This window comes from Vibrio sp. Isolate34, from assembly GCF_022397915.1.
In the GTDB taxonomy this organism is placed as follows: Bacteria; Pseudomonadota; Gammaproteobacteria; order Enterobacterales; family Vibrionaceae; genus Vibrio.
The window spans coordinates 18155-44750 of record NZ_JAKEUO010000022.1; the positions used below are offsets into that span (position 1 = coordinate 18155).

A 26596-nucleotide genomic window follows, 5' to 3' on the forward strand; every position below is an offset into this window, starting at 1 on the left:
TCTTTCGCCACGAAGCAAACTTGATCAAGGTATAGCTATTGGTATTTAACGATTCTCCACAAACTACAGACAATAAAAAACCGAGCACTTAGGCCCGGTTTTTCAATAGTAAGCTTAATTACTTAGCGTAATTGAGATTACTCAGTGTCTTGCTCGCTATCACTTTCAGAGTCAGAAGCATCTGATGCTTGCTCTTCACTTGATTCAGAAGCCACTGTTCCTTCTGCATTAACTGCTTCAGCATTTGCTTCTTCAGCTTCGCCTTCTACAATCTCAGCTTCTTCTACTTCGTCGATACGTTGTAGAGCTACAACGTTCTCGTCTTCAGCAGTACGAATCAGTGTTACACCTTGAGTGTTACGACCAACTTGGCTTACTTCCGCTACGCGAGTACGTACTAGTGTACCTGCGTCGGTGATCATCATCATTTCATCGCCTTCTTCAACTTGAACAGCGCCAACTACTGGGCCATTACGTTCAGAGACTTTGATAGATACTACACCTTGCGTTGCACGGCCTTTCGTTGGGTATTCAGCTAGCTCAGTACGCTTACCGTAACCGTTTTGAGTCACAGTTAGGATATCGCCTTCGTTAGAAGGAACAATCAGTGAAACCACTTGATCGTCTTCTGGAAGCTTCATACCACGAACACCAGAGGCAGTACGGCCCATTGCACGTACTTTGTCCTCGTTAAAGCGAACAACTTTGCCCGATTTAGAGAACAGCATGATGTCGCTATCACCGTTAGTGATGTCAACGCCGATCAGTGAATCGTCGTCACGTAGGTTAACAGCGATTAGGCCGTTAGCACGTACGTTTGCGAATTGATCCAGAGATGTCTTCTTAACAGTACCGTCGCCTGTTGCCATGAAGATGAATTTCTCGTTAGAGAACTCAGAAACAGGCAGGATAGCCGTAATACGCTCACCTTCTTCTAGAGGAAGAATGTTCACAATAGGCTTACCACGAGCAGTACGACTTGCTAATGGCAGTTGGTAAACTTTCAGACGGTATGTCTTACCACGAGTAGAGAAACATAGGATGTTATCGTGAGTATTAGCAACAAGCAGACGCTCAATGTAATCCTCATCTTTCATCTTAGTTGCACTCTTACCTTTACCACCACGACGCTGAGCTTCGTAGTCGCTTAGGATTTGGTACTTAACGTAACCTGCGTTAGAAAGCGTTACTACAACGTCTTCTTGAGCAATCAGCTCTTCCATGTCGATGTCATGAACTGCAGCTGTGATTTCTGTACGACGCTCGTCGCCATAGATTTCACGTACCGCTTCAAGTTCTTCACGGATAACTTCCATCAAACGCTCAGTGCTTGCAAGAATGTGCATTAGCTCAGCGATTTCTTCTAGAAGTGCTTTGTACTCGTCTAGAATCTTCTCGTGCTCTAGGCCAGTTAGGCGGTGAAGACGAAGTTCTAGAATAGCTTGTGCTTGTGTTTCCGTTAGGAAGTATTGGCCATCGCGGATACCGTATTGGTCTTCCAACCAATCAGGGCGAGCCGCATCAGTACCTGCACGCTCAAGCATTGAAGCTACGTTACCAAGATCCCAACCACGAGACACTAAACCAACTTTAGCTTCTGCTGGTGTTGGAGCGCTCTTGATCAGTTCAATGATTTCATCAATGTTAGCAAGTGCTAGAGACAATGCTTCAAGGATGTGTGCACGGTCGCGCGCTTTCTTCAGTTCGAAGATAGTACGACGAGTCACAACTTCGCGACGGTGGTCTACGAAGCACTTAAGCATGTCTTTGATGTTGAACAACTGTGGTTGACCGTTGTTCAACGCAACCATGTTGATACCGAAAGTCGTTTGCAGTTGAGTTTGAGCGTATAGGTTATTAAGAACCACTTCGCCTACTGCATCACGCTTACATTCAATAACAATACGCATACCGTCTTTATCAGACTCGTCACGTAGTGCACTGATGCCTTCTACTTTCTTATCTTTAACCAGTTCAGCAATCTTCTCGATCAAACGAGCTTTGTTTACTTGGTAAGGGATCTCAGTAACGATAATGGTTTCTTTACCATTCTTCTCTACTTCGATATCCGCTTTTGAACGCATGTAAACCTTACCGCGGCCAGTCTTGTATGCATCTACGATGCCTTTACGACCACTGATAAGTGCTGCTGTTGGGAAGTCAGGACCAGGGATATAGTCCATTAGCTCATCAATAGTGATATCTTCATTATTGATAAATGCTAAACAGCCATCAACAACTTCACCAAGGTTATGTGGTGGGATGTTGGTAGCCATACCTACTGCGATACCAGAAGCACCGTTTACCAATAGGTTAGGAATTTTTGTAGGAAGTACTGCTGGAATTTGTTCTGTACCATCGTAGTTCGGTACGTAATCCACAGTTTCCTTATCAAGGTCAGCCAGGAGCTCGTGAGCAATTTTCGCCATACGAACTTCGGTATAACGCATTGCAGCCGCGGAGTCGCCATCGATAGAACCAAAGTTACCTTGGCCATCAACTAGCATGTAACGCAGTGAGAACGGTTGCGCCATACGAACAATAGTATCGTATACAGCACTATCACCATGTGGGTGGTATTTACCGATTACATCACCTACTACACGAGCAGACTTTTTATATGGTTTGTTCCAATCATTACCTAGTACATTCATCGCGAACAAAACGCGGCGGTGTACAGGTTTTAGGCCATCACGCACATCTGGAAGGGCACGACCAACGATGACGGACATCGCGTAGTCTAGGTATGAACCTCTAAGCTCATCTTCAATATTTACGGGCGTGATCTCTTTCGCTAGATCGCTCATAGAGCCATTTTCCCTCTATAGTCAGATCGTATTTTTGAATACGTATAAGACCGAAAAATATAACACAAATTTACCTACGGAGGCATCACTTTCCCTCTCCTTTTACCATCTTGTGACCCTTGTAGCCAATCAATTGATGAGAAATTGCACCTCCGCATCATATCTTGCTGAAACATGGTCACTTTACATCCAATAAACTAGCAAAATTGTAGATCTTCTGGTCAGGGCGAAAAGGCAAGTTATAATGCCTGCAATTTCATGGATGCATTATTTAACTTGGAAATGCCGATTATGACTAAATCACAGAACGTAGACCCAGCAGAAATCAAAAAATTCGAAGACATGGCGTCGCGCTGGTGGGATCTGGAAGGCGAGTTTAAGCCTCTACATCAAATCAACCCACTACGCCTAAATTACGTGCTAGAAAAAACCGAAGGTTTATTTGGTAAGAAAGTACTCGACGTTGGCTGCGGTGGCGGCATTTTGGCTGAAAGCATGGCTGTTGAGGGCGCAGTAGTCACTGGCCTAGATATGGGTAAGGAACCACTAGAAGTGGCGCGTCTTCACGCATTAGAAACAGGCACCAAGCTAGATTACATCCAGAGCACCATCGAAGACCATGCAGAACAGAACCCGCAAACTTACGATGTGGTGACGTGTATGGAAATGCTAGAGCACGTTCCTGATCCACAATCTGTGATTAGCGCATGTTCAAAACTAGTGAAACCGGGTGGTCATGTGTTCTTCTCTACCTTGAACCGTAACTTCAAATCTTATCTGTTCGCTATTGTTGGCGCAGAGAAGCTGCTTAAGATTGTTCCTGAGGGCACTCACGAGCACGAGAAGTTCATTCGCCCTGCAGAACTTATCAAGATGATTGATAACACACCACTGCAAGAGCTAGGCATCACTGGCCTACACTATAACCCACTGACTGACAGCTACCGTTTGGGCCACAATGTCGATGTAAACTACATCGTTCACACTCAAAATTTCGCCCAATAACTGCTCGTATAATTACCAGTATCCCTACCGTAAAACCTTTTGTAAAAAAGACTAATGAAAAGAGTTGCAATTAACATAAGTTTGCGACTTTTTTCAGTCTAAATTTCGTGCGCTAGCTTCCATTTTGACCACCTAGATTTAATTTTAATCACCCAAAATCCATCGCTCATTTTGTCCAAAGATCAAGGGATTTTTTTTTATGGGAGTGCAAAAATAAAGCATCCTTAAAAGCCGACTTTTATACAATCAAGTCACATCTAACCTCATCAGTTAGTGGTCACTTACAGTTTTTTTTCAATCCACCACTTATCCACAAGCAACCCAATTTCTTTACCTTGAAAAATATCAGTTGTAGCACTATCTTGTAACCCAACAAACAAATGACCCCTATATGTTGTGTTTGAACTACAATGTATGGGTAGACCAAGATCACAAAGCCGAAACGTAATTTACAAAAATTACACAGAAATACACAAAAACACGGCCTTGTTCAGTTTTGTTAGGGAAATTAAGCAGAATGAACCAACAACTTACTGTTACCAAGCGTAACGGGCGCAAAGAAACGATCGATCTAGAGAAGATCCATCGCGTGATTACATGGGCAGCTGAAGGCTTGCACAATGTTTCTGTATCACAAGTAGAATTGAAAGCTCACATTCAGTTTTACGATGGCATCACCACTACTGACATTCATGAGACTATCATCAAGTCGGCAGCGGATTTAATCTCTGAAGAGACTCCTGATTACCAATATCTAGCAGCACGTCTGTCTGTATTCCACCTACGTAAAAAAGCGTACGGCGAATACGAGCCGCCTGCATTATACGACCACGTTGCAAAACTGGTTGATATGGGTAAATACGATAGCCACCTAATGGAAGACTACACGAAAGCTGAGTTCGACGAGCTTGACGAGTACATCGACCACAAACGTGACTTAGACTTCTCTTACGCAGCGGTTAAGCAGCTTGAAGGTAAATACTTCGTGCAAAACCGTGTAACGAAAGAAATCTACGAGAGTGCTCAGTTCCTTTACATTTTAGTTGCTGCGTGTCTATTCGCTAAGTACCCGAAATCGACTCGTCTTGACTACATCAAACGTTTTTACGACGCATCGTCTACGTTTAAGATTTCTCTACCTACACCGATCATGTCAGGTGTACGTACGCCTACTCGTCAATTCAGTTCTTGTGTACTGATCGAGTGTGGTGACAGCCTTGATTCTATCAACGCAACAGCAAGCTCAATTGTTCGTTATGTATCTCAACGTGCTGGTATTGGTATCAACGCAGGTCGTATCCGTGCACTTGGTTCTGAGATCCGTAATGGTGAAGCGTTCCACACTGGCTGTATTCCTTTCTACAAATACTTCCAAACAGCAGTAAAATGTTGTTCTCAAGGTGGTGTTCGTGGCGGCGCAGCAACAGTGTTCTACCCACTATGGCACGGTGAAGTTCAGTCTCTATTAGTACTGAAAAACAACCGCGGTGTTGAAGAGAACCGTGTTCGTCACATGGACTACGGCGTACAGCTGAACAAGCTTATGTACTCTCGTCTTGTTCAAGGTGGCAACATCAGCCTGTTCTCACCTTCAGACGTACCTGGCCTTTACGATGCGTTCTTCGAAAACCAAGACCGTTTCGAAGAGCTATACGTTAAGTACGAAAACGATCCATCAGTGAAGCGTGAAACAGTAAAAGCGGTTGAGCTATTCTCTCTGCTAATGCAAGAGCGTGCTTCTACTGGTCGTATCTACATTCAGAACGTTGACCACTGTAATACACACAGCCCGTTTGATTCTGAAGTTGCCCCTGTTCGTCAATCGAACCTATGTCTAGAAATCGCGCTTCCTACTAAGCCGCTTTCTAACGTAGAAGATGACGAAGGCGAAATTGCACTTTGTACGCTTTCAGCGTTCAACCTTGGCGCAATCAATGAACTTGACGACCTAGCAGAGCTTTCTGAGCTGGTTGTTCGTGCTCTAGATGCACTTCTTGATTACCAAGACTACCCGCTTCCAGCTGCATACAAATCGACAATGAACCGTCGTACTCTAGGTGTAGGTGTTATCAACTACGCATACTACCTAGCGAAGAATGGTGTTAAGTACTCTGATGGCAGTGCAAATGGCCTGACTCACCGTACTTTTGAAGCGATTCAGTACCACTTGCTAAAAGCATCTGTTGAACTAGCGAAAGAGCAAGGTCGTTGCCCATCTTTCCACGAGACCAACTACGCGAAAGGCCTACTGCCAATCGATACTTACAAGAAAGATATCGACTTAGTATGTGAAGAGCCATTGCACTACGATTGGGATTCTCTACGTGAAGAGATCATGGAGCACGGTCTGCGTAACTCTACGCTAACAGCGCTTATGCCTTCTGAGACATCGTCTCAAATCTCGAACGCGACGAACGGTATCGAGCCACCACGTGGTTACGTATCAGTGAAAGCATCGAAAGACGGCATCCTGAAGCAAGTTGTTCCAGATTTCCTAAATCTAAAAGAGAACTACGAGCTGCTTTGGAACATTGGTTCTAACGACGGTTACCTACACCTAGTGGGTATCATGCAGAAATTCGTTGACCAAGCTATCTCTGCAAACACTAACTATGATCCAAGTGTTTACGACAGCGGTAAAGTACCAATGAAGAAGCTGCTTCAAGACCTACTAACAGCGTACAAGTACGGTGTTAAGACGCTTTACTACCATAACACTCGTGATGGTGCTAAAGACGACCAAGGCGATGCAGTTCAAGTGCCGGAAGAAGATTGTGAAGGCGGCGGTTGTAAGATCTAAACCGCAATAAACATTAAGACCCCAGAGAAGAGTTATCTTCTCTGGGTTTAAAGCATTAACAGGGTCCGTTTTATTACGGGTCTTTAAAGGATTTGAGGCATTTATGGCTTACAGTACTTTTTCTCAGCAAAAAAATGACCAACTAAAAGAACCAATGTTCTTGGGTCAGTCGGTCAACGTGGCACGTTACGACCAACAGAAATTCGAAATTTTCGAAAAGCTTATCGAGAAGCAGCTTTCTTTCTTCTGGCGTCCAGAAGAAGTTGACGTGTCTAGCGACCGTATCGATTACAACAAGCTTCCTGAGCATGAAAAGCACATCTTCATCTCTAACTTGAAGTACCAAACACTTCTAGATTCTATCCAAGGCCGTAGCCCGAACGTTGCCCTACTTCCATTGGTATCACTACCAGAAGTAGAAACTTGGATTGAGACTTGGTCTTTCTCTGAAACAATTCACTCTCGTTCTTACACGCACATCATCCGTAACATCGTGAATGATCCAGGCGTAGTATTCGACGACATCGTTGAAAACGAAGAGATCCTTAAGCGTGCTAAAGACATCGCTTTCTACTACGACGACCTAATCAAGCTAACGGCTGACTACCACCGCTACGGTGAAGGCAACCACAGCATCAATGGCGAAGACGTTAAGATTTCACTTCACGACCTGAAGAAGAAACTTTACCTATGTCTAATGTCGGTAAACGCACTAGAAGCAATTCGTTTCTACGTAAGTTTCGCATGTTCATTTGCATTCGCTGAGCGTGAGCTAATGGAAGGTAACGCTAAAATCATCAAGCTAATCGCTCGTGATGAAGCGCTTCACCTGACTGGTACTCAGCACATGATCAACTTGCTACGTAACGGTCAAGACGACTTCGCATTCATGCAAATTGCTGAAGAGTGCAAGCAAGAGTGTTTCGATCTGTTTAAAGAAGCCGCAGAGCAAGAGAAAGAGTGGGCAGAATACCTATTCAAAGACGGCTCTATGATCGGTTTGAACAAAGACATTCTTTGCCAATACGTTGAGTACATTACCAACATCCGTATGCAAGCGGTTGGTCTAGGTACTGCTTACCCAGCAGCGACATCAAACCCAATCCCATGGATCAACGCTTGGTTATCTTCAGATAACGTACAAGTTGCTCCACAAGAAGCTGAAATTAGTTCTTACCTAGTTGGTCAAATCGACAACGAAGTAAAAGCTGACGACTTTGAAGGATTTGAGCTGTAATGCCAACAATCAAAATCAACAAGCTGACTTCGATTGAATCTAACCCTTCAAACACTCTGTTGGAAACAATGGAACAAGCTGGGTTAGAACCTGAATACAACTGCCGAGATGGCCACTGTGGCGCATGCCGCTGTACGTTGGATTCTGGTGAAGTTGAGTACGTTGGTTTTGCTATGGCTTACACACAAGGCGATGAGATTTTGCCATGCATCTGCAAAGCAAAAACCGATTTATCGCTGAGTAACGTGATTCACAGAAGCAAACAGAAGCGCGCCTAAGTCTATTCGGTTTAAGTTCGCCTGCTTAGTTTCATTTGCTTTCGCTTTAGAAGAATCACGTAAGTTCAAACGCTTCATCAGAGATGATAAGTATTAAAAAGGGTCCGCCTCCTCTTGGAATGCGGACCCTTTTTCTATTCGTGTTTTTAGCTCTCAACCACCGAGCCAAACTAGATGGCTACTGTTGAGTCAGGTTCAGAGTCACAGAGCCAATGTAACAAGCGCTTCGGCACTCTCCACAGCCATTGCACTTATCTTGAACGACCGTAGGCAACTCCCCGGCTTCAATGTATATCGCACCGGCAGAACACGCGGTTTGGCACGCATTACAGTCCATTTGCATGTAGTTATTGCAGCTATCAGCAAAGCTGGGCTTCAAGTCGATATAAGACGTCACTGTTTGATGCAGCGCGCCAGTCGGACACACTTCACTGCACTTATTACACATCGAACAACTGTTGTAATCCAAATTCAGCAGCGCACTGCCTTCTAGCATCTCAATAACGCTATTCGGACACGCTTGCTCACACAGCCCACAACCGTCGCAAAGACGCTCAAACAGCACCTCATCGACAGCCCTAGGTGGCCTAGCATGTAATCGCTGTGATTTCTCTTCATAACTTGTCGCCGCTTTAACTGGCTTAGAGAGTCGAGTTAAGAAACCACGCCTATTTGAATTTATTTGCTCAGACATTAGTCGATATATAACTTTTTGGTAGCAACGTTTAAATTATATTCAGATGTTAATTGATTAAGCCAATTTATTACATCACTTGATAGCTTCTTATAAAATGATAAATCTGATGCTGTATTTAATTTATCTAAATAAATAGAAGACCAGGGTAATAAGTGGCACTCAAGCAATTCACTAGCTGAATTAATATTATTGTTTTCTAACAAATACGCATGAGCGAATAACATTAAACCAAATTGATCTTCTGGCTCTCTTAAACCTGTATGTAATTCAATTTGGTTTAATTCTAAAAACTGTCGATATTCCACAGTCGATGCACCAAACACCACACGGTCTTTATCTAAGTACACAGAGCCCCAAGGCGGAGCTGGCATGTCTCCAACGCCTTCAAACAAGCGGCTAAACTCTGCAGCTAGAGCGTCTTCTTGTTCGTTTTGAAGTGCCAGTAAACAGTCTTCTGATAAGACTTGGCTCTCTACTAGTGCCTGAACAATATCTAATAACTGTTCTTTATTTGTTGCTTGATAAAATAATGAACCGAGCAATTTATGCGTATCAATAATCATTCTTATTTATACCGTAATTGGTTTAACGACAATTGTATAAATAAGACGACTAGATTCTTTGATCTATTTTATACATTCGATTCATAACATTTAAATTTTGCTCTTATTTGATGCCAATCAATCAATATTTAGAAATAAAAACATAGAAGCCAAACTACCTATAAAGTGCTAGCTATCAATAACAATAGGCATCTTAGAATGACGAATAAGAAAGAATCTGGGGTAATGAACCTTACTCGAAGAGGCTTCATGAAAGCTTCTTCTGCAGTAGGTAGTGCAGCCGCACTTGCGGGCGGTATCGCTTTACCTTTCAAATCCAAACCAGTCGCGGCTGCGGTTGCTGAGAATGTGGATGAGAAAATCGTATGGAGTGCATGTACCGTAAACTGTGGCTCTCGCTGCCCACTGCGTATGCATGTGCAAAACGGTGAAATCAAATACGTAGAAACAGACAACACGGGTACTGACGAATACGGTCATCACCAAGTTCGTGCATGTCTACGTGGTCGCTCTATGCGTCGCCGTGTTTACAACCCAGATCGCCTGAAATACCCAATGAAACGTGTGGGCAAACGTGGTGAAGGTAAGTTTAAGCGTATTAGCTGGGAAGAGGCTTATGATGAAGTCGCTGGCACTATGCAACGCCTTATCAAAGACTACGGTAACGACACTATCTACCTAAACTACGGCACAGGTACGCTTGGTGGTACGGTAACTAAGTCTTGGCCACCAGCACAAACGCTGATTGCGCGTCTAATGAACCTAAGTGGTGGTTACCTAAACCATTACGGTGACTACTCAACAGCGCAAATCGCGAAAGGCTTGAGCTACACCTACGGTGGTTGGGCAAACAACAACTCTTTCTCTGACTTAGAGAACACTAAGCTTAACATCCAATTTGGTAACAACCCTGCCGAGACTCGTATGTCTGGCGGCGGCCTGATCCACCACTACGTAGAAAGCAAAAACAAATCAAACGCAAGAACGATCATCATCGATCCACGCTACACCGATACTGCCGGTGGCCGTGAAGACCAATGGATCCCAATTCGTCCTTCTACGGATGCTGCATTGGTAGCGGGTCTTGCGCACGTGATGATCACTGAAGACCTAGTCGACCAACCGTTCCTAGACAAATACTGTGTCGGTTACGATGAGAAGACCCTTCCTGCATCAGCGCCTAAAAACAGTGACTACAAATCTTACATCCTAGGTTTAGGTGAAGATGGCGTAGAGAAGACACCAGAGTGGGCTTCTAAGATCACAGGCATTCCAGTTGATACTATCGTTAAACTGGGTCGCGAGATGGGCACAGCGAAACCGTGTGCTATCCACCAAGGTTGGGGTCTACAACGTACTGCGAACGGTGAGCTAGCTTGTCGTGCAATCGCAATGCTGTCGCTACTCACTGGTTCTGTGGGTGTATCTGGCGGTTCGACAGGTGCTCGTGAAAGTGACATCAACATTCCGTTTGTTCGCTTCCCGACTGTGCCAAACCCAGTTGAAACCTCCATTTCAATGTTCATGTGGACAGACGCGATTTACCGTCACCATGAGATGACAGATATCACTGACGGTGTTCGTGGTGCTGAGCGCCTTAAGAATCCAATCAAGATGATCTGGAACTACGCAGGTAACTGCATCATCAACCAACACTCAGACATCAACAAGACGCACGCGATTCTTCAAGATGAGAGTGCGTGTGAAATGATTGTCGTAGTTGATAACCATATGACTTCTTCTGCGAAATACGCCGACATCATCCTGCCTGATTTAACCACATCAGAGCAAGACGACTGGTGTATGGATGGTAAAGCATCGAACATGCCTTACTTCATCTACGCACAAAAAGCGATTGAGCCTCAGTTCGAAGCGAAATCTATCTACGAGATGTGTACTCAGCTTGCTAAGCGCATGGGCGTAGAAAAAGAGTTCACAGAAGGTCGTACTCAAGAGCAATGGATTGAGCATCTTTACGCGGAAACTCGTAAGAACGATCCAACACTGCCAACCTTCGAAGAGATGAAAGAGTTAGGCATCTACAAGCGTAGCTACGACCACCACTACATCGCTTACGAAGATTTCCGTAAAGACCCTGAAGCGAATCCACTGACTACACCAAGTGGCAAGATCGAGATTTACTCAGAGCAACTGGCTGATATCGCGAAAACGTGGAAGCTGAAAGAAGACGAAGTGATTCACCCACTTCCGATTTACGCGGATTCTTTTGAAGGTCATAACGATCCACTAGCAGAGAAGTACCCACTTCAGCTAACGGGTTTCCACTACAAGGCTCGTACGCACTCAACTTACGGTAACGTTGCAGAGATCAAAGCTGCGGCACCGCAAGAGTTGTGGATCAACCCAATCGATGCGAAAGAACGTGGTATTGAAAGTGGCGACATGGTGAGTATTTTCAACGACCGTGGCGAAGTACATATTCCAGCGAAAGTGACACCAAGGATTCTTCCTCGAGTTGTCGCACTAGGTGAAGGTGCATGGTACGCACCCGATGGTCAGAAGATCGACCATGCAGGCTCTATCAACGTGCTGACTACTCAGCGCCCGAGCCCACTTGCTAAGGGTAATCCTCAGCATACAAACCTAGTTCAAATCAAAGCGCTAAAGAAAGCATAAGGTAGGTTGGAATGAAACAATACGGCTTTTACATTGATTCAAGTAAATGCACGGGTTGTAAAACCTGTCAGCTTGCTTGTAAAGATTATAACGATCTAGACATCAAAACGAACTACCGTCGCGTATACGAATACGCAGGTGGTGGCTTCACTCAAGATGGCGACACCTGGGTTCAGAAAGATGTCTTTTCTTACTACCTGTCTATCGCTTGTAACCACTGTACGAACCCAGCGTGTGTGAAAGTGTGTCCTTCGGGCGCAATGCGCAAACGTGATGAAGACGGCTTGGTTGTGGTTGACGAAAGTGTATGTATTGGTTGTCAGCACTGTAGCAATGCGTGCCCTTACGGCGCACCACAATACAATGCGAAGAAAGGTCACATGACAAAATGCGATGGTTGCTACCAACGTGTTTCTGACGGCAAACAGCCTATCTGTGTTGAGTCTTGCCCACTTCGCGCATTGGAGTTTGGTGAAATCAACACGCTTCGCGAGAAGTACGGGTCTGGTGCAGACGTTGCGCCACTGCCATCTTCTACCGAAACCTTGCCAAACATCGTGATTAAGCTGAACAAAAACGCGAAGCCGACTGGCGATACCAGTGGTCACCTAGCAAACCCGAAGGAGGTGTAAGATGATTTTTCATGAGTGGTCTTTGATCTTCTTTACGGTACTGGCTCAAACAGCCGTGGGTGGTTACTTACTTATTGGTGCTCGTGCACTGGTACTGGGTCATGACGAAGAGAAACTAAACAGCTACAAGGTTCCAATGTTCATTCTGTGGGCATTAATGGGTCTTGGTTTTATGTTCTCGACAACGCACCTAGGTTCTCCACTGCGCGCGTTCAATGCTTTTAACCAACTAGGTTCGGCTTGGTTGTCTAACGAAGTGTTCTTCGGCGCGGCATTTTTCGCAGTAGGCGGCCTACAGTGGCTACTGTCTGTGGTTAAGAAAGGTGGCGTGGCTATCCAGAAAGCACTGATGGTAGGTGCTATGGTGCTGGGTGTTATCTTCATGTACGCGATGATCAACGTATACATGATCAACACCGTACCAACATGGGACAACATCTACACACCACTGAGCTTCATCATGACTATGGTTGTGGGTGGCTTGCTGCTGTCTCAGTTCGTGATTGTGTTCGCAAACGACAGCCGCTTTACAGTTGACCGTAACATCACCATGCTGGCTGTGATTGCGGTTGCGATCAGCTTGCTTGTAACAGTAGGCAAACTGAACCTAATCGGCGACATCCAAACTTCAGCAGCAAAAGCCTCTGAGTTGGTTGACGGTTTAGGCAGCTATGTGATTCTTCAAGTTGCATTACTGATGGCAAGCTTACTGATTTGGATTCTACCTATGCTAAACAAAGCAAAAGTGAACCCAGTAAACCTAGGCCTAGCATTGGTACTGTTCTTAGCTTCAGAACTCATTGGCCGTGGCTTGTTCTACAGCCTACACATGACAAGCGGTTTGTAATCACTTACTCAGTTTAAGTGCTAGCTACAAAGCTATTCGCCACTTGTTGGCTTATCTAGAAGGCTAGATAAACAAAAGGCCCCGCAACCATACTGGATGTGGGGCCTTTTTATTTATTCTGTTTTAACCTTAGTTCAAGAGGTCTTAGCTCGCGAGAACTTGGTTAGCGACAAGAGCTGCTTACTTGATGATAGCCGAAGGGATAAACATATCCTTCACGCGTTTAAGTGAAGAATAGTCACCAAACATAGGTTTGCTATCTAAATGTCTTCTCAACATATCAGCGGCAACGGTTTTGATAATGGTACGTGCATCTTCACGATTGTATTGGCGATAAAATTCCAGCACTTGTCCCCACTCACCCGCTTCGCTCGATAGCGCAATGCTGAATGTATTACCTTCTAATTTGCCCGTCACCAAGGCCAATTCCGTGCCGCACTTTTCTCTGGTTGCGCCCGCTAAGGCAAAAGTCGCCGCCAATGGGTCGCTCTTCTCGAGTTCACTCTCTTTTGGCTCAGCCATTACCCATGAGTGACCAAAGCAATCTTCAACCTGTTCATTCGATTGTAACCAAGCCGAAAGCGCACCTTTGGTCGACACTTCAGATACAGACAAAGTTTTCTTTCTCTCTGCCATGATGTGGCCAATATGATCAATCATTGGCTCATCAACGCTGACTACATTGCTCTCTAACAGCTTGTAGACCATTTGTAGCAGTTTAACGCGCGTTTCTAAGCCAGACTTAGGCCCAAACAGTTTCACCTCAATGAACGGCAGATAAGAGCGATAGCCTAACTCATAACCTTCAGGCAGCTTTAATTGGTCTAACACATCCGAAATACCTGACTCAGATAAGCCAAACGTAAACAAACGACTGCATTCCGATGCAACCACTTGAGGATATGTGCGCGACAAATCAGGTAAGATTTCAAAGGTCACCATGCGTTTGAATTCACTCGGCACACCCGGCGTAAAATAGAAAGTCGCATCGTTGATCTTCAGCTTGAAGCCACAGGCAGTGCCGACAGGGTTATCGACAATCTCAGAGCTTGCTGGCAACAAGGCTTGCTTAAGGTTGCTGTCAGGCATCGGCATGCCGCGTCTTGAAAACATCTCTTCCATACGAGCGAGCCATTCAGGGAACATGACTAACTTTTGCTCTGAGGCAGCAGCCGCAGCAGCTGCACTCATATCATCGGTTGTCGGGCCTAAACCACCATTAACGATAACCACATCATAGTTAAAGCTCAGCATCAGCAGTTCTTCAACAAGAGCATTCATTTGATCACCCACAGTTGAGCGCTTAGCAAGAGCAAAACCATGCTGATAAAACTCAGCAGACATCCAAGCTGCGTTCGTATCTACAATGTCTCCATGAAGAACTTCTTCACCTGTACTTAACATTGCGATTTTCGTCATATTTCTATCCCTTGTTGTCATAAAAAGACACTGCATTATTTACAAACTGGTCTATGGTTGAATTTAGAGCAATTCGCCTTTTCACTAATATTAATAATGTTAAACCTAAGGTTTTCTTAGGAAAAGCTATAAATTATTAGTTCCCTAAATCAGGCATTTAATAGATAATTGTGACTCTGATCAATTTTTAACTTCTCATGGAGACCCTTGTGGCAAAATCACCGTTACTAGCAAAGGTTACTGCTGCATTTTCAATGCTAATGTCAGTTAACTCGGTTGCAAGCCAATACGACTTCGACCAGCCAATCAACCTTTCTTATTCGGATGAATGTGCTCAAGATTACTGTGTTAATGATAGCTTGTACACCTACAAGCCTAATACCAATTACGCACTGAGAGAATCAAGTGACGAGTACGACTTCTCAATCCAACAACCAAAACACATGTTGGTGAGCCAAGAGAAGGATTGGGACTACCTAATGGGCCAAACCTACACAATTTTGGGCTTAAGTGTCGCTACAGTAGGTTTGATGACTCTACTCCCTGAAAGTATCACCAAGTGGGATGATGACCAACGTGACATCAGCTCGTTAGGTAAAAAATGGAAAGATAACGTGTCTGATGGCCCAGTATGGGACCGTGATGAACACTTCCTAAACTACGTTATGCACCCATACTTTGGCGGTGTTTACTACACCGCAGCTCGACACGCAGGTTACGATGAGTTTGAGTCTTTCTTATACTCTTGGACGATGTCGACGTTCTTCTGGGAATACGGCGTAGAAGCGTTTGCTGAAGTACCATCATGGCAAGATCTGTTCATCACTCCTTTCTTCGGTGCGGTTGTTGGTGAAATGATGCTAGAAGCAGAGCAAGACATCATTGCTTCAGGCGGCGAAGTGATGGGCTCTCAAACCATGGGTGATGTTTCTCTATTTTTCTTAAATCCTGTTGGACACATCCACTACTGGGTAAGTGATGCTTGGGGCGGTGACGCAGAAGTGAATCTGAATACTAACCCTTGGTGGGATAACCAAGACGCCGCTCGATTCGCGTACGATGCTGGCGCACCATATGATTCTCAGTTTGTTGGTATGAACTTTAAAGTAACCTTCTAATACAGAGACCTGATTACTTTCGGTAATAACCAAAACTCTTCTAAAAAGCGGCTCTCTAGCCGCTTTTTTGTGTCCTACTCTTCATTCTCTTTTTTTGCCTCGAAGCTTAGTTTCAAAAATTGACCTAGGTCAAACATTGTTCGATGTAACCTTCTACACTGAAGTTAAAGAACTTTATCGCGTGATATCAAACATTTAATTAGCAAAGAATAATTGAAACTTTGGGGGCTGATATGAACAGTACATTTATCGTAAACTTTATCGGAAAAGCATCACCAGCAACAATCAAGCAACTTGCTGCGGTTACTCACGAAAACGGCGGAAAATGGCTCATCAGTAAAGTGAATTTTATTGAAGACCAAGTCGCAGGCGTACTCAAGGTTCAACTTCCAGCCATCAACGAATCGATTGTTAAAGAGGCCTTCAGCGCTAATCCTGATCTCATCGTGCAGTTTGTTGATTCAGACCATTCGCACAATGTGCAAGACACAATCCATCACCTAAGACTCGACTCAAACGACCGAGCAGGTATCGTTAATGAAGTGACGCATGTACTGGATAGACAAGGTATCAGTATTCTCGATATGGACTGTCACCGAGTATTTATCGCGGGTGGTGGCGGTGTAAGCTCAAGCCTATTCACTTCTAAAATAGCGGTTAAGCTACCAATCGAAGTTCAAATTAATGACGTGGTTAACGAGCTAGAAACTCTCAGTGAAGATACTCGAGTGATGATTGAGGGCTAGTGGTTAGTGGTTAGTGGTTAGTGGTTAGTGCATAACGACACAAACTAACCGTTATATAAAAACAAAAAGAGCAGCTCATCGGCTGCTCTTTTATTGTTCTAGTGCAAATATGCAGTTACTTAACTGACCATTGTGACAATGAACGTTTAAAGTCTTCATAGCCAAATTCATTCAGTTTTTGAACATCACCATTGCTGCGCTCGCAGTAAATTGATGGCATCTTCAAACCATTGAACCAGTTCAGTTTCACCATGGTGTAACCTGCACTATCCAACAGGTGAAGCTTTTGACCAATCTTCAACGGCTCATCAAAGCTTGTTTCACAGAACTGATCGCCCGCCAGGCATGAACACGAACCAATCACGTAGTCATGACTGCCGTTTTCAGATGCTTCTAATACCGATGCTGGTTCATTGTAGATAAGCGTATCAAGACGGTGTGCTTCAGTTGCTGAATCCACAATTGCCGTTTTCTTCACGTTCTCAACAATATCCACTACTGTCACAACCAAGTCTGTTGTTTTAGTGATGATGGCTTCACCCGGCTCAAGGTACATCTGCACGCCGTGCTTTTCAGAGAAGGCTTTTAGCGCAAGGCCAAGTTTCTCGATGTCATAGCCCGGCCATGTGAAGAACACACCACCGCCCATGCTAACCCAGTCTAACTTATCTAGGTGTTCGCCAAACTGTTCTGAGATTGAATCAAGCAAACCGATAAAGGCATCGACGTCTTTGTTCTCGCAGTTCATGTGGAACATCACGCCATTAATCTCGTCGAAGATCTCAGGCTTAATGTGGTCAGCCTGAACACCTAAACGAGAGAATTGACGCGCAGGGTTTGCTAAGTCTTGTCCCGCGTAGCTTACGCCCGGATTTAGACGTAAACCCAGCGACGCTTTGCCTTCAACAATATGACGGTACGCTTCGAATTGGCTTTGTGAGTTGAAGATCATCTTGTCACAAATATCCGCAACTTCTCTCACGTCATCTTCGCTGTAACCCACACTATAAGCGTGCGTTTCACCGCCAAAAGTTTCGTGACCAAGTTTTACTTCGTATGGACCTGAGCTTGTCGTGCCATCGAGGTAAGGCTTGATGATGTCAAATACACCCCATGTAGAGAAACACTTCAGTGCCAATACCAGCTTCACACCTGAAATCTCTTTCAGTTGCTTGGCTTTCTCTAAGTTCGCAATCAACTTGTCTTCGTTGATCATGAAATACGGCGTTTTTAGTTCGTTGTTTTGCATGTTAATACCTTGCGGCCCTCGAGTTCACGAAGGCACATGATAATCGAACAAAGCCGACGCAACAGCATCGGCTTGTAATTATATGTTCTCGTCATTCCGACGACTTTGGATTGAATTCGCAGAACTTTTTCCTTGTAGCTAGGACATCGCGCGGAGTTTACGAATGTAAATGAGCACGATGAACAACGCAACGAGGGCAAAGAGCCAGAATTACTTCAAAGTATGGATTAGAGGTAGACCTTGCCCAGGCTCTAGCTCTTGAACATGCCAATCTAGACCGATTTCAGGCATGGTTGCTAGGAACGGGTCTGGGTTTAGCTGTTCCATGTTGAACACGCCTTTATCAGCCCATTCGCCACGGAAGAACTGAAGTGCAGCCGTAATAGCTGGAACACCCGTTGTGTAAGAAATTGCTTGGTGCTCTACATCTTCGTATGCCACTTCGTGGTCTGCGTTATTGTAGATGAAGACGCTGCGCTCTTTACCATCTTTCTTACCTTGAACCCAAGTACCGATACACGTTAAACCTGTGTAACCCGGAGCCAAAGATGTTGGATCTGGCAGTAGTGCTTTAAGAACGTGTAGAGGCTGAACCACAGTGCCGTCATGCAGTGTTAGCGGATCTGGGCTCAGAAGGCCGATATCACGCATGCAGTTGAAGTAGTTTAGGTACTTGTCACCAAAGCCCATCCAGAACTCGATGCGCTTAGCTGGGATGAATTCCTTCATTGAACGAACTTCATCGTGCGCCATTGAGTACACTTTGTGAGTGCCACAGTTAGGGAAATCAAATTCAAGCATACGAGAGTGACAAGGTACTTGCTTCCACTCTTCATTTTCCCAGTAGAAAGAGTCACCTTGGATCTCAAGCATGTTGGTTTCTGGGTCAAAGTTAGTCGCAAACTTCTTACCGTGGTCACCTGCGTTTACATCCATTACGTCGATCGTGTCGATCTCATCGAATAGGTGCTTAACCGCGTGCGCTGCAAATACTGAAACCACACCTGGATCGAAACCCGCACCAAGAATACCTGTGATGCCTGCCTCAGCGAACTTCTCACGGTAACCCCACTGCCAATCGTAAGCTTGTGGTACTTGTTGGCCTTCAGAACATAGGTCAACCGCTACCGATGTATCTAGGTAAGACACTTTTGCTTGGTAACATGCTTCCATGATCGCCATGTTTACCCAAGGAGGACCAGCGTTGATGACTAGATCTGGTTTCACTTCGTTAATCAAAGCAACAAGTGCATCAACATCGTCAGCGTTTACTGCGCGAGCTTCTAGTTTTTTAGTTGAATCTTTAAGGTTGTTTTTACCTTTAATCGATTCGATGATTTTTTCACACTTCGCGATTGTGCGAGAAGCGATCGTGATATCACCCAGTACTTCGTTATTTTGTGCTGCTTTGTGTGCAACAACCCAACCAACGCCGCCTGCACCAATTTGTAGAATAGCCATAGTATTAATTACCCTTGTTGTTCTGCTAGCTCAGTAGCTAGAGTTTGAATTTTGTTAATTAGAGATTTGAAATCTGATGTCTTTAGGCACGGATTCAAGATAGTGAATTTAAGCGCACTCTTACCATCCACGACCGTTTCACCGAGTACTGCAACACCACGAGTCAGCGCTTCCAGTCTTAGCGTTTGATTCAATTTGTCTAAATCTAGCTCGCCGTTCGCTGACGGCTTAGATCGGAACAGCACTGTTGATAGTGAAGGCTCCGCGAGTAGCTCTAAGTCCGCTTGCTGTTGAATCAGGTCAGCCACTTCTAGCGTTTGCTCAAGAAGATGGTCGTACATATCACCCAACTGCTTTGGACCGACGCTTTGCATCGTCATGAAGACTTTCAGAGCATCAAAACGCTTGGTCGTCGCGATAGACTTGTCGACTAAGTTCGGCAGCTCATCGTGTTCACGGTTTAGGTAATCTGCGTGATGCAAAAGGTACTTAAAGTTCGCTTTGTCTTTCAACAACACCGCGCCGCAGCTGATTGTTTGGTAGAAAAGTTTGTGGAAATCGACACTCACAGAGTCCGCTTTTTCGATGCCTTGTAAGCGCGCTTTGTGGCTACTTAAGATAAGCGCGCCACCGTAAGCACTGTCGACATGGAACCAAAGGCCTTGTTGGTTTGCGATGTCTGCAATCGCATCAAGGTCGTCGATAGCACCGTGATCGGTTGTGCCCGCAGTACCAACGACAGCAAAAGGAATCAGACCTTGAGCTTTAAGTGCTTTGACTTCTGCGTCCAACAAATCAGGCTTGATGGTGCCATTAGCGTTTGTTTCAACACAGCACACCGCGCTCTCGCCTAAACCAAGTAATGAAGCGGACTTTTGAACCGTGAAGTGAGATTTGTTTGAACACAAGATACGAAGCTTGCTTGCATACTCTGGCAAACCTAACTTTTGGATTGAGTGACCATCGTGCTTATCGGCAACCCAGTCTCTCGCTAGCAATAAGCCCATTAGGTTACTTTGCGTGCCGCCGCTGGTGAAAACACCATCCGCTTGCTCGCCAAGTTGATACTTGTCACACATCCAATCAACTACGCGCTGTTCAACATACGTTGCAGCCGATGCTTGGTCCCATGAATCCATTGATTGATTCAGTGCCGCGATAATCGATTCCGCAGCGACCGACGCCATGAGAGGAGGAGTATGAAGATGTGCAATACAGTCAGGGTGTTGCACGAAGATGGAGTTTGCAGCGACAAGGTCTGCAGTGCTATCTACAACGTCAACCAAAGCGTGTTGGTTGTTGTCTAGATCGACAGCCTTGATAGCAGCCTCTAGCACTTTTGGTTCTAGACCTGAGTATGGCGTTTCAACCTGCTCAAAAACCGCTTTCATCGCTTGAGTGGTTTGGTTCATCACGTTAGCGAATTCGTCGCTACCGCCTAAGCCTGTGTGAATGAAGTGCTTGTTCCACTCTTGGTTTGCTTGCTCACTTGAAGCTTGATCTTCTTGAACGCCTCCGCCAGCAGCAATAATGGCTTCTTCCATCACGCGCAGTGCAAAATCAATCTGTTCGAAAGAGATAATCATCGGTGGTAGGAAGCGAATCACAGAGCCATCACGACCGCCCTTCTCGACCATCAAACCACGCTCTAATGCTGCGCGTTGAATCGCTAGAGTCAGTTCGCCGTCTGATTTCGGCTCACCAAATTTGTTAAGTTCGCCGTTTGGTTGCTTGATCTCAGCGCCAAGCATTAAGCCTTTACCACGAACTTCGGCAATACAGTTAACGCGAGATTGAATCTTCTCTAACCCGTGACGTAAGTATTGGCCTGCAATGTTCGCATGTTCAACTAAACCGTCTCGCTCGATGATTTCTAACGCTTTAGCGCCAGACACCATTGCCAGTTGATTACCACGGAAAGTACCCGTGTGCTCACCCGCTTTCCATGTATCGATGCTCTTATCGAATACAAGCAGCGACATTGGTAGTCCGCCACCAATTGCTTTAGACAAACACAGGATATCAGGGTTAACGCCTGACTCTTCAAATGCGAATCGATGACCTGTTTTGCCTACACCACATTGGATTTCATCAAAAATAAGTAGGATGCCATGTTCATCACAGATGCGACGTAAACCTTGTAACCAAGACGCCGGAGCTGGAATCACACCGCCCTCACCTTGCACAGGCTCAACGATCATCGCAGCCGGTTTCATGATGCCTGACTCGTCGTCATTCAACATACGTTCGATGTAACGAATGCTTGCGTTAGCACCCGCCTCACCACCAATGCCAAACGGGCAGCGAAGATTGTATGGGAAAGGCATAAAGTGCACGTCAGACATCAAGCCGCTACGACGTTCTTTTGTGCCTAAGTTGCCCATCATGCCCATAGTTCCGTTGGTCATGCCGTGGTAAGCACCACGGAAAGCAAACATGGTGTTACGACCTGTGGTTTGCTTCGCTAGCTTGATTGCCGCTTCAACGGCATCAGCGCCTGACGGGCCACAGAATTGAAGAACCGAGTTATCTGAAAAGTCTTGAGGAAGAAAAGCTTTAACTCGCTTGATAAACGTCTCTTTTGCTTGAGTCGTAATATCCAAAGTTTGGTATGGCAGACCTGAATCAAGTTGGTCTTTGAGTGCTTGGTTAATCTCTGGGTGGTTATAACCCAAAGAAAGTGTACCTGCACCGGCTAAGCAATCGAGAAAGAGTTGGCCACGTGTATCTTCAACTAAGGCACCACATGCTCGCTTAATAGCGATAGGAAGGCGTCTTGGGTAAGAACGAACATCCGACTCATGCTGTTCTTGCTCAAGCAAAATAGCGTCAGGTGTTAGGTCGTAAGTTCCCTCTACGATAGGAACCATAGTTGAAAATGAATTTGCGATAGTATTGATATCGACTTCAAAGGCGGTAGTCATAAAAGTCCCCGTGAATGTGTTCATACTCACCTCCATCAGACGCAATGACACACCGACCCTCTGTTGATTTAGAGAGAGTTCATGGTGAAGCACACGTATTGTCTAGAAATGAGATATAGCTGTACGCTCGCATAAGTCAAATGACGAATACGAAATTAGGCCGTCTTAAGACAGCGAAAAATTGTTAGCGAAAGCTCAAGGTTCAGTAATGCTACTGTTTTGAAGAATTGGACATTTTTGCAGGATCGGGCAGCTATGAGGAGCTGGTCCCTTTGGAAATGCAGAGCTGATTAGCAATGTTGTAGTTAATGTGTTCAATGTTGGGTTTCCCATTAACATGGCGAACTGCGCCATAAGTATCCCGTCTATCAGCTAAAGGACTAGCCAATACCTACCCTACGTAATGTCCCAATCAGCAAGAATGGTCATCACGCGTATCCCCCAGAAGCAATCACGGCTCTTTTTGAGCATCGGTCATTCCGAGATTGCGCGGGAAAGTAACATAAAGTGAAACGAACTATCAATAGTTTTTAATGATGGCTTAATAAATAACGGAAGTGACGGAAAGATCGTTGAAAATATCATCAACACGTCCTTTCATGACAGAGATCCCCGGTTCGCTCGTCCCTCGCGCCCGAGGATGACGACGTGGGGTTAGAAACGTTGCTAGAGAAGCTTTTAAGCTGGATGCTTGCGTTACTCCTTAGAATCGGAAACGACCTCATAGCGAATCTTGCACTGAAACCATCGAAGTTCACTACACGACAAGGGAGTGAAAAGTTAATCACCTGCTCGCGTTTACGTCATTCCCTAGTACGAGGAACGAGTTCATAGGGAATCTCGCTTTTAAAAGCTGAGTGATATAAACGAATTTGATAACGAAGGTTTTGTTATAGAAATGAAGCTTGGGCGCGGGTTCGAAAAAATGAATACAGATATAAAAACACTAAACGACAGAAACCAAAAAGCCCGAACATTTCTGTTCGGGCTTTTTAATTTGGAGCGATACATCGGGTTCGAACCGATGACCTCAACCTTGGCAAGGTTGCGCTCTACCAACTGAGCTAGTATCGCATTTGCTTTATCGAGATAAAGACTTTAATAGATGGTGCCCCGGGCCGGACTTGAACCGGCACAACGCGAACGTCGAGGGATTTTAAATCCCTTGTGTCTACCAATTCCACCACCAGGGCACGCAATTTTTTATTGCGATGCCGATTACTGAAAAGTAAAACACCATCTTAATGCTGACGCCAATCAACATTACAAAATTTGGAGCGATACATCGGGTTCGAACCGATGACCTCAACCTTGGCAAGGTTGCGCTCTACCAACTGAGCTAGTATCGCATTTTCATTCATCAGCTTTCTAAAATGAAAGAGAGAATGGAGGCGCCTCCCGGAGTCGAACCGAGGTCCACGGATTTGCAATCCGCTGCATAGCCACTCTGCCAAGGCGCCTTAATAACTCCAATCGAATCGCTCATTGCCATCCTCTTGGGTACGGGATGCATTCTACGGATTCAGACGATTGAGTCAATATTATTTTTGTATTTTTAATTCGTTTGAATAGATTTCATACGAAACAGGCCAAATAGCTGACTTTATGTGCAAAAGACACTGTGAGCAGGTTATTCAAAGGAGATCTATATCACATTAGATATCCAGTATTGATAACTTAGCCTTAGGTTAAAGATCAAAAAAGCGAGCCTCAGCTCGCTTCTTCATCAATGGTGTTTTTCGTCTAACAAATCATCTTTGGCGGCCATCAAGTATTGCGCCATTGACCAATAAGTCAGAACAGTTGCAACATACAGTGCAATGTAACCTACCCACACCATCCAGTCGTCGTATCTCCAGATAAGTACCCAAAGAGCGAACATCTGAGAAACCGTTTTGACTTTACCAACCCAAGATACCGCAACACTTGCGCGTTTACCGATTTCGGCCATCCATTCACGAAGCGCTGAGATGATGATCTCACGAGCAATCATGGTCACCGCTGGAATAGTTATCCAAATCGAATGATAGTGTTCAGTAATCAGAATAAGAGCCGTAGCCACCAGCACTTTATCGGCCACTGGGTCAATAAATGCGCCGAAGCGAGATGTTTGCCCTAACTTACGAGCAAGCATACCATCTAGCCAGTCAGTAAAACCTGCTACCCAAAACACCATCGCAGCAGCAAAAGGAGCCCATTGATAAGGTAGGTAAAAAACAACAACGAATACTGGGATCAAAAATAGTCTCAGTAAGGACAAAATGTTAGGTATATTCAAACGCATATTATTGGGCTCTTATTAATTGCGCTTTAATGGTGCGGGATTTTTACTATTGTTTCAATGCTTGATAAATGTTTTCTGCCAAAGAATGACTAATGCCCGGCACTTTGGCTATTTCTTCGACAGTTGCACGCTTAAGTTCTTGTAAGCCACCCATATATTTCAGCAAAGCTTGACGACGCTTAGGCCCTACCCCTTCAATTCCTTCCAAAGCACTGGTTCTGCGCGTTTTACCGCGTTTCGCTCGGTGCCCTGCAATCGCATGATTATGGCTTTCATCTCGAATGTGTTGAATAAGGTGCAGCGCTGGTGCATCACTTGGCAAATTAAACTCTTCACCTTCAAGGGTCACTAGAGTCTCTAAACCAGGTTTACGGGTTACCCCTTTCGCGATACCCATCATTCTCGGTCTAAACGGCCAGTCCCCCCAATATTGAGAAATAATCTCGTGAGCACGGTTAAGCTGTCCTTTACCACCATCGATAAAGATGATGTCAGGGATCTTGTCTACATCAAGCTGCTTCGAATAACGTCTCTCAAGCGCCTGAGCCATTGCCGCGTAGTCATCACCACCGGTAATGCCAGTGATGTTGTAACGGCGGTATTCCGGCTTAACAGGACCTTCTTGATTAAACACCACACAAGAGGCGATCGTGCTTTCACCCATGGTATGACTGATATCGAAACATTCCATGCGCTTAATCGCATCCATCGACAGCACTTCTTGCAGCTCTTTGAAGCGCTGATTAATCGTCATCTTGTGATTAATCTTGGTCGTAATCGCCGTTAACGCGTTAGTGTTCGACAATTTAAGGTAGCGACCGCGAGTACCAGAAGGGTTAGTGTTGAAATGGATCTCACGACCCGCAACCTCACACAAAGCTTCTTGAATCGGTGTGACGTCTTCCATTAGGTCTGCGTTCAGAATCAAACGGGTTGGGATGGTTCTAGCTTCATTATGCGCTAAGTAATACTGACTTAAAAAGCTCGAAAAGACCTCTTCTCGCACCGTATTGTTTGGAATCTTAGGGAAGTGGCTGCGGCTACCTAAGACTTTGCCTTGGCGAATCATCAAGATATGAATACACGCCACGCCATTCTCTTGAGCAAACCCCAACACATCCATATCTTCCATAGAGTCGTCAGATACATACTGTTGTTCTTGCACACGTCGAATCGCTTGGATTTGATCGCGGAAAGCGGCGGCTTGTTCAAAGCGAAGCTCTCGGCTGGCCGTGTCCATCTTTTCGATGAGCGTTTCTAGCACCAGCTTATCTTTCCCTTGCAGGAATAGACGAACATAGTCGATAAGCTCGCTGTACTCTTCATCAGAGATAATTGAGCTAACACATGGCGCAGCACAACGACCAATTTGATACATCAAGCATGGGCGCGTTCTGTTAGCATAAACCGTGTCTTCACACTGACGAGCAGGAAAGATTTTTTGGATTAGGTGTAGTGTCTCACGCACAGCGCCGGAGTCAGGATAAGGACCAAAATATTCACCCTTTTTCTTTTTAGCACCACGGTGCATCGACAAACGAGGATGCTTGTGACCGCTAATGAAAATATAAGGGTACGACTTATCATCACGCAGAAGTACGTTGTATTTCGGTAGATACTGCTTGATGTAGTTGTGCTCAAGAATAAGAGCTTCGGTTTCCGTGTGCGTTACAGTGACATCGATCTTGTCAATATTGCTGACCAGAGCGCGTGTTTTTTCACTGTCGACTTTTTTACGGAAATAACTGGAAAGGCGTTTTTTGAGGTTCTTAGCTTTACCGACGTAAATAACGACAGCCTCGGCGTTATACATTCGATAAACGCCGGGCTGTTCTGTTACTGTCTTGAGGAATGAGACTGAGTCAAACAAGTTGGTCACTATACGATCTCAG

At 45.0% G+C, this 26596-nt stretch carries 18 protein-coding genes and 4 tRNA genes; 9 read left to right on the plus strand and 13 right to left on the minus strand.

What is annotated here, in order from left to right; genetic code table 11:
* Positions 1-137 precede the first annotated feature (137 nt).
* Positions 138-2807, minus strand: coding sequence for a DNA topoisomerase (ATP-hydrolyzing) subunit A (gene gyrA / locus L1D22_RS18995; RefSeq protein WP_239830865.1), 2670 nt, complete (start codon positions 2805-2807; stop codon positions 138-140).
* Between the two features lie 258 nt (positions 2808-3065).
* Between gyrA and ubiG the strand changes: the two genes are divergently transcribed.
* The 4 genes from ubiG to yfaE all read left to right on the plus strand — a co-directional run bounded on the left by ubiG (position 3066) and on the right by yfaE (position 8127).
* Complete coding sequence (gene ubiG / locus L1D22_RS19000) at positions 3066-3812, plus strand: bifunctional 2-polyprenyl-6-hydroxyphenol methylase/3-demethylubiquinol 3-O-methyltransferase UbiG (protein WP_176680947.1); 747 nt, start codon at positions 3066-3068, stop codon at positions 3810-3812.
* Positions 3813-4329: 517 nt separating this feature from the next.
* Positions 4330-6612 (plus strand): class 1a ribonucleoside-diphosphate reductase subunit alpha, encoded by a 2283-nt coding sequence (gene nrdA, locus L1D22_RS19005; RefSeq protein WP_048659581.1) that lies wholly within the window; start codon positions 4330-4332, stop codon positions 6610-6612.
* 103 nt (positions 6613-6715) lie between these two features.
* Positions 6716-7849 carry a class Ia ribonucleoside-diphosphate reductase subunit beta gene (nrdB, locus tag L1D22_RS19010; RefSeq protein WP_017632067.1) on the plus strand — a complete coding sequence of 378 codons (1134 nt, stop codon included), beginning with the start codon at positions 6716-6718 and terminating at the stop codon, positions 7847-7849.
* A complete protein-coding gene (yfaE, locus tag L1D22_RS19015; protein WP_017632068.1) occupies positions 7849-8127 on the plus strand; it encodes a class I ribonucleotide reductase maintenance protein YfaE in 279 nt (92 codons plus the stop codon). Before nrdB ends, yfaE begins: the two co-directional genes overlap by 1 nt.
* A 178-nt stretch (positions 8128-8305) precedes the next feature.
* Here the strand turns inward: yfaE and napF are convergent, their stop codons facing one another.
* A complete protein-coding gene (gene napF / locus L1D22_RS19020) occupies positions 8306-8821 on the minus strand; it encodes a ferredoxin-type protein NapF (RefSeq protein WP_239830866.1) in 516 nt (171 codons plus the stop codon).
* A complete protein-coding gene (locus L1D22_RS19025) occupies positions 8821-9387 on the minus strand; it encodes a molecular chaperone TorD family protein (RefSeq protein WP_239830867.1) in 567 nt (188 codons plus the stop codon). Before L1D22_RS19025 ends, napF begins: the two co-directional genes overlap by 1 nt.
* Before the next feature lie 198 nt (positions 9388-9585).
* Here L1D22_RS19025 and L1D22_RS19030 point away from each other — a divergent pair, with 198 nt between their 5' ends.
* Genes L1D22_RS19030 through L1D22_RS19040 form a run of 3 tightly spaced genes read left to right on the plus strand, consistent with a single transcriptional unit; the run spans position 9586 to position 13503 of the window.
* Positions 9586-12024 (plus strand): DmsA/YnfE/YnfF family dimethyl sulfoxide reductase, encoded by a 2439-nt coding sequence (locus L1D22_RS19030; RefSeq protein ID WP_076654837.1) that lies wholly within the window; start codon positions 9586-9588, stop codon positions 12022-12024.
* Positions 12025-12035: 11 nt separating this feature from the next.
* A complete protein-coding gene (locus tag L1D22_RS19035) occupies positions 12036-12656 on the plus strand; it encodes a DMSO/selenate family reductase complex B subunit (RefSeq protein ID WP_239830868.1) in 621 nt (206 codons plus the stop codon).
* Between the two features lies 1 nt (position 12657).
* Positions 12658-13503: a DmsC/YnfH family molybdoenzyme membrane anchor subunit gene (locus L1D22_RS19040; protein ID WP_050648578.1), complete on the plus strand. Its 846-nt coding sequence runs from the start codon at positions 12658-12660 to the stop codon at positions 13501-13503.
* Between the two features lie 180 nt (positions 13504-13683).
* Here L1D22_RS19040 and L1D22_RS19045 read toward each other — a convergent pair whose 3' ends face one another.
* The gene (locus L1D22_RS19045; protein ID WP_239830869.1) at positions 13684-14922 is read right to left on the minus strand and encodes a CinA family nicotinamide mononucleotide deamidase-related protein; all 1239 of its coding nucleotides are present in this window, start codon (positions 14920-14922) and stop codon (positions 13684-13686) included.
* A 209-nt stretch (positions 14923-15131) separates the two neighbouring features.
* Between L1D22_RS19045 and L1D22_RS19050 the strand changes: the two genes are divergently transcribed.
* Together L1D22_RS19050 and L1D22_RS19055 are read left to right on the plus strand one after the other, a co-directional pair.
* Positions 15132-16040 (plus strand): DUF3943 domain-containing protein, encoded by a 909-nt coding sequence (locus L1D22_RS19050; protein WP_239830870.1) that lies wholly within the window; start codon positions 15132-15134, stop codon positions 16038-16040.
* 233 nt (positions 16041-16273) lie between these two features.
* A complete protein-coding gene (locus L1D22_RS19055) occupies positions 16274-16786 on the plus strand; it encodes an ACT domain-containing protein (RefSeq protein ID WP_239830871.1) in 513 nt (170 codons plus the stop codon).
* Between the two features lie 115 nt (positions 16787-16901).
* Here L1D22_RS19055 and nspC read toward each other — a convergent pair whose 3' ends face one another.
* The 9 genes from nspC to uvrC all read right to left on the minus strand — a co-directional run bounded on the left by nspC (position 16902) and on the right by uvrC (position 26583).
* The gene (gene nspC, locus L1D22_RS19060; protein WP_239830872.1) at positions 16902-18035 is read right to left on the minus strand and encodes a carboxynorspermidine decarboxylase; all 1134 of its coding nucleotides are present in this window, start codon (positions 18033-18035) and stop codon (positions 16902-16904) included.
* A gap of 210 nt (positions 18036-18245) precedes the next feature.
* Positions 18246-19496, minus strand: coding sequence for a carboxynorspermidine synthase (locus L1D22_RS19065; RefSeq protein ID WP_239830873.1), 1251 nt, complete (start codon positions 19494-19496; stop codon positions 18246-18248).
* A gap of 8 nt (positions 19497-19504) precedes the next feature.
* Positions 19505-22444 (minus strand): pyridoxal phosphate-dependent class III aminotransferase, encoded by a 2940-nt coding sequence (locus tag L1D22_RS19070; protein WP_239830874.1) that lies wholly within the window; start codon positions 22442-22444, stop codon positions 19505-19507.
* Between the two features lie 974 nt (positions 22445-23418).
* Positions 23419-23494, minus strand: a tRNA-Gly gene (locus L1D22_RS19075).
* Positions 23495-23526: 32 nt separating this feature from the next.
* A tRNA-Leu gene (locus L1D22_RS19080) sits at positions 23527-23613 on the minus strand.
* An 80-nt stretch (positions 23614-23693) separates the two neighbouring features.
* Positions 23694-23769 (minus strand) — tRNA-Gly (locus L1D22_RS19085).
* A gap of 37 nt (positions 23770-23806) precedes the next feature.
* Positions 23807-23880, minus strand: a tRNA-Cys gene (locus tag L1D22_RS19090).
* 266 nt (positions 23881-24146) lie between these two features.
* Positions 24147-24704 (minus strand): CDP-diacylglycerol--glycerol-3-phosphate 3-phosphatidyltransferase, encoded by a 558-nt coding sequence (gene pgsA / locus L1D22_RS19095; protein ID WP_017061490.1) that lies wholly within the window; start codon positions 24702-24704, stop codon positions 24147-24149.
* A 46-nt stretch (positions 24705-24750) separates the two neighbouring features.
* Entirely contained in the window at positions 24751-26583 is a 1833-nt protein-coding gene (gene uvrC, locus L1D22_RS19100; RefSeq protein ID WP_345772815.1) for an excinuclease ABC subunit UvrC, read from the minus strand.
* Positions 26584-26596: the final 13 nt, after the last annotated feature.

Coding starts and splice junctions, on each gene's coding strand:
- gyrA (WP_239830865.1), bottom strand. CDS start 2,807: ATGAGCGATCTAGCGAAAGAGATCACGCCCGTAAATATTGAAGATGAG.
- ubiG (WP_176680947.1), top strand. CDS start 3,066: ATGGATGCATTATTTAACTTGGAAATGCCGATTATGACTAAATCACAG.
- nrdA (WP_048659581.1), top strand. CDS start 4,330: ATGAACCAACAACTTACTGTTACCAAGCGTAACGGGCGCAAAGAAACG.
- nrdB (WP_017632067.1), top strand. CDS start 6,716: ATGGCTTACAGTACTTTTTCTCAGCAAAAAAATGACCAACTAAAAGAA.
- yfaE (WP_017632068.1), top strand. CDS start 7,849: ATGCCAACAATCAAAATCAACAAGCTGACTTCGATTGAATCTAACCCT.
- napF (WP_239830866.1), bottom strand. CDS start 8,821: ATGTCTGAGCAAATAAATTCAAATAGGCGTGGTTTCTTAACTCGACTC.
- L1D22_RS19025 (WP_239830867.1), bottom strand. CDS start 9,387: ATGATTATTGATACGCATAAATTGCTCGGTTCATTATTTTATCAAGCA.
- L1D22_RS19030 (WP_076654837.1), top strand. CDS start 9,586: ATGACGAATAAGAAAGAATCTGGGGTAATGAACCTTACTCGAAGAGGC.
- L1D22_RS19035 (WP_239830868.1), top strand. CDS start 12,036: ATGAAACAATACGGCTTTTACATTGATTCAAGTAAATGCACGGGTTGT.
- L1D22_RS19040 (WP_050648578.1), top strand. CDS start 12,658: ATGATTTTTCATGAGTGGTCTTTGATCTTCTTTACGGTACTGGCTCAA.
- L1D22_RS19045 (WP_239830869.1), bottom strand. CDS start 14,922: ATGACGAAAATCGCAATGTTAAGTACAGGTGAAGAAGTTCTTCATGGA.
- L1D22_RS19055 (WP_239830871.1), top strand. CDS start 16,274: ATGAACAGTACATTTATCGTAAACTTTATCGGAAAAGCATCACCAGCA.
- nspC (WP_239830872.1), bottom strand. CDS start 18,035: ATGCAAAACAACGAACTAAAAACGCCGTATTTCATGATCAACGAAGAC.
- L1D22_RS19065 (WP_239830873.1), bottom strand. CDS start 19,496: ATGGCTATTCTACAAATTGGTGCAGGCGGCGTTGGTTGGGTTGTTGCA.
- L1D22_RS19070 (WP_239830874.1), bottom strand. CDS start 22,444: ATGAACACATTCACGGGGACTTTTATGACTACCGCCTTTGAAGTCGAT.
- pgsA (WP_017061490.1), bottom strand. CDS start 24,704: ATGCGTTTGAATATACCTAACATTTTGTCCTTACTGAGACTATTTTTG.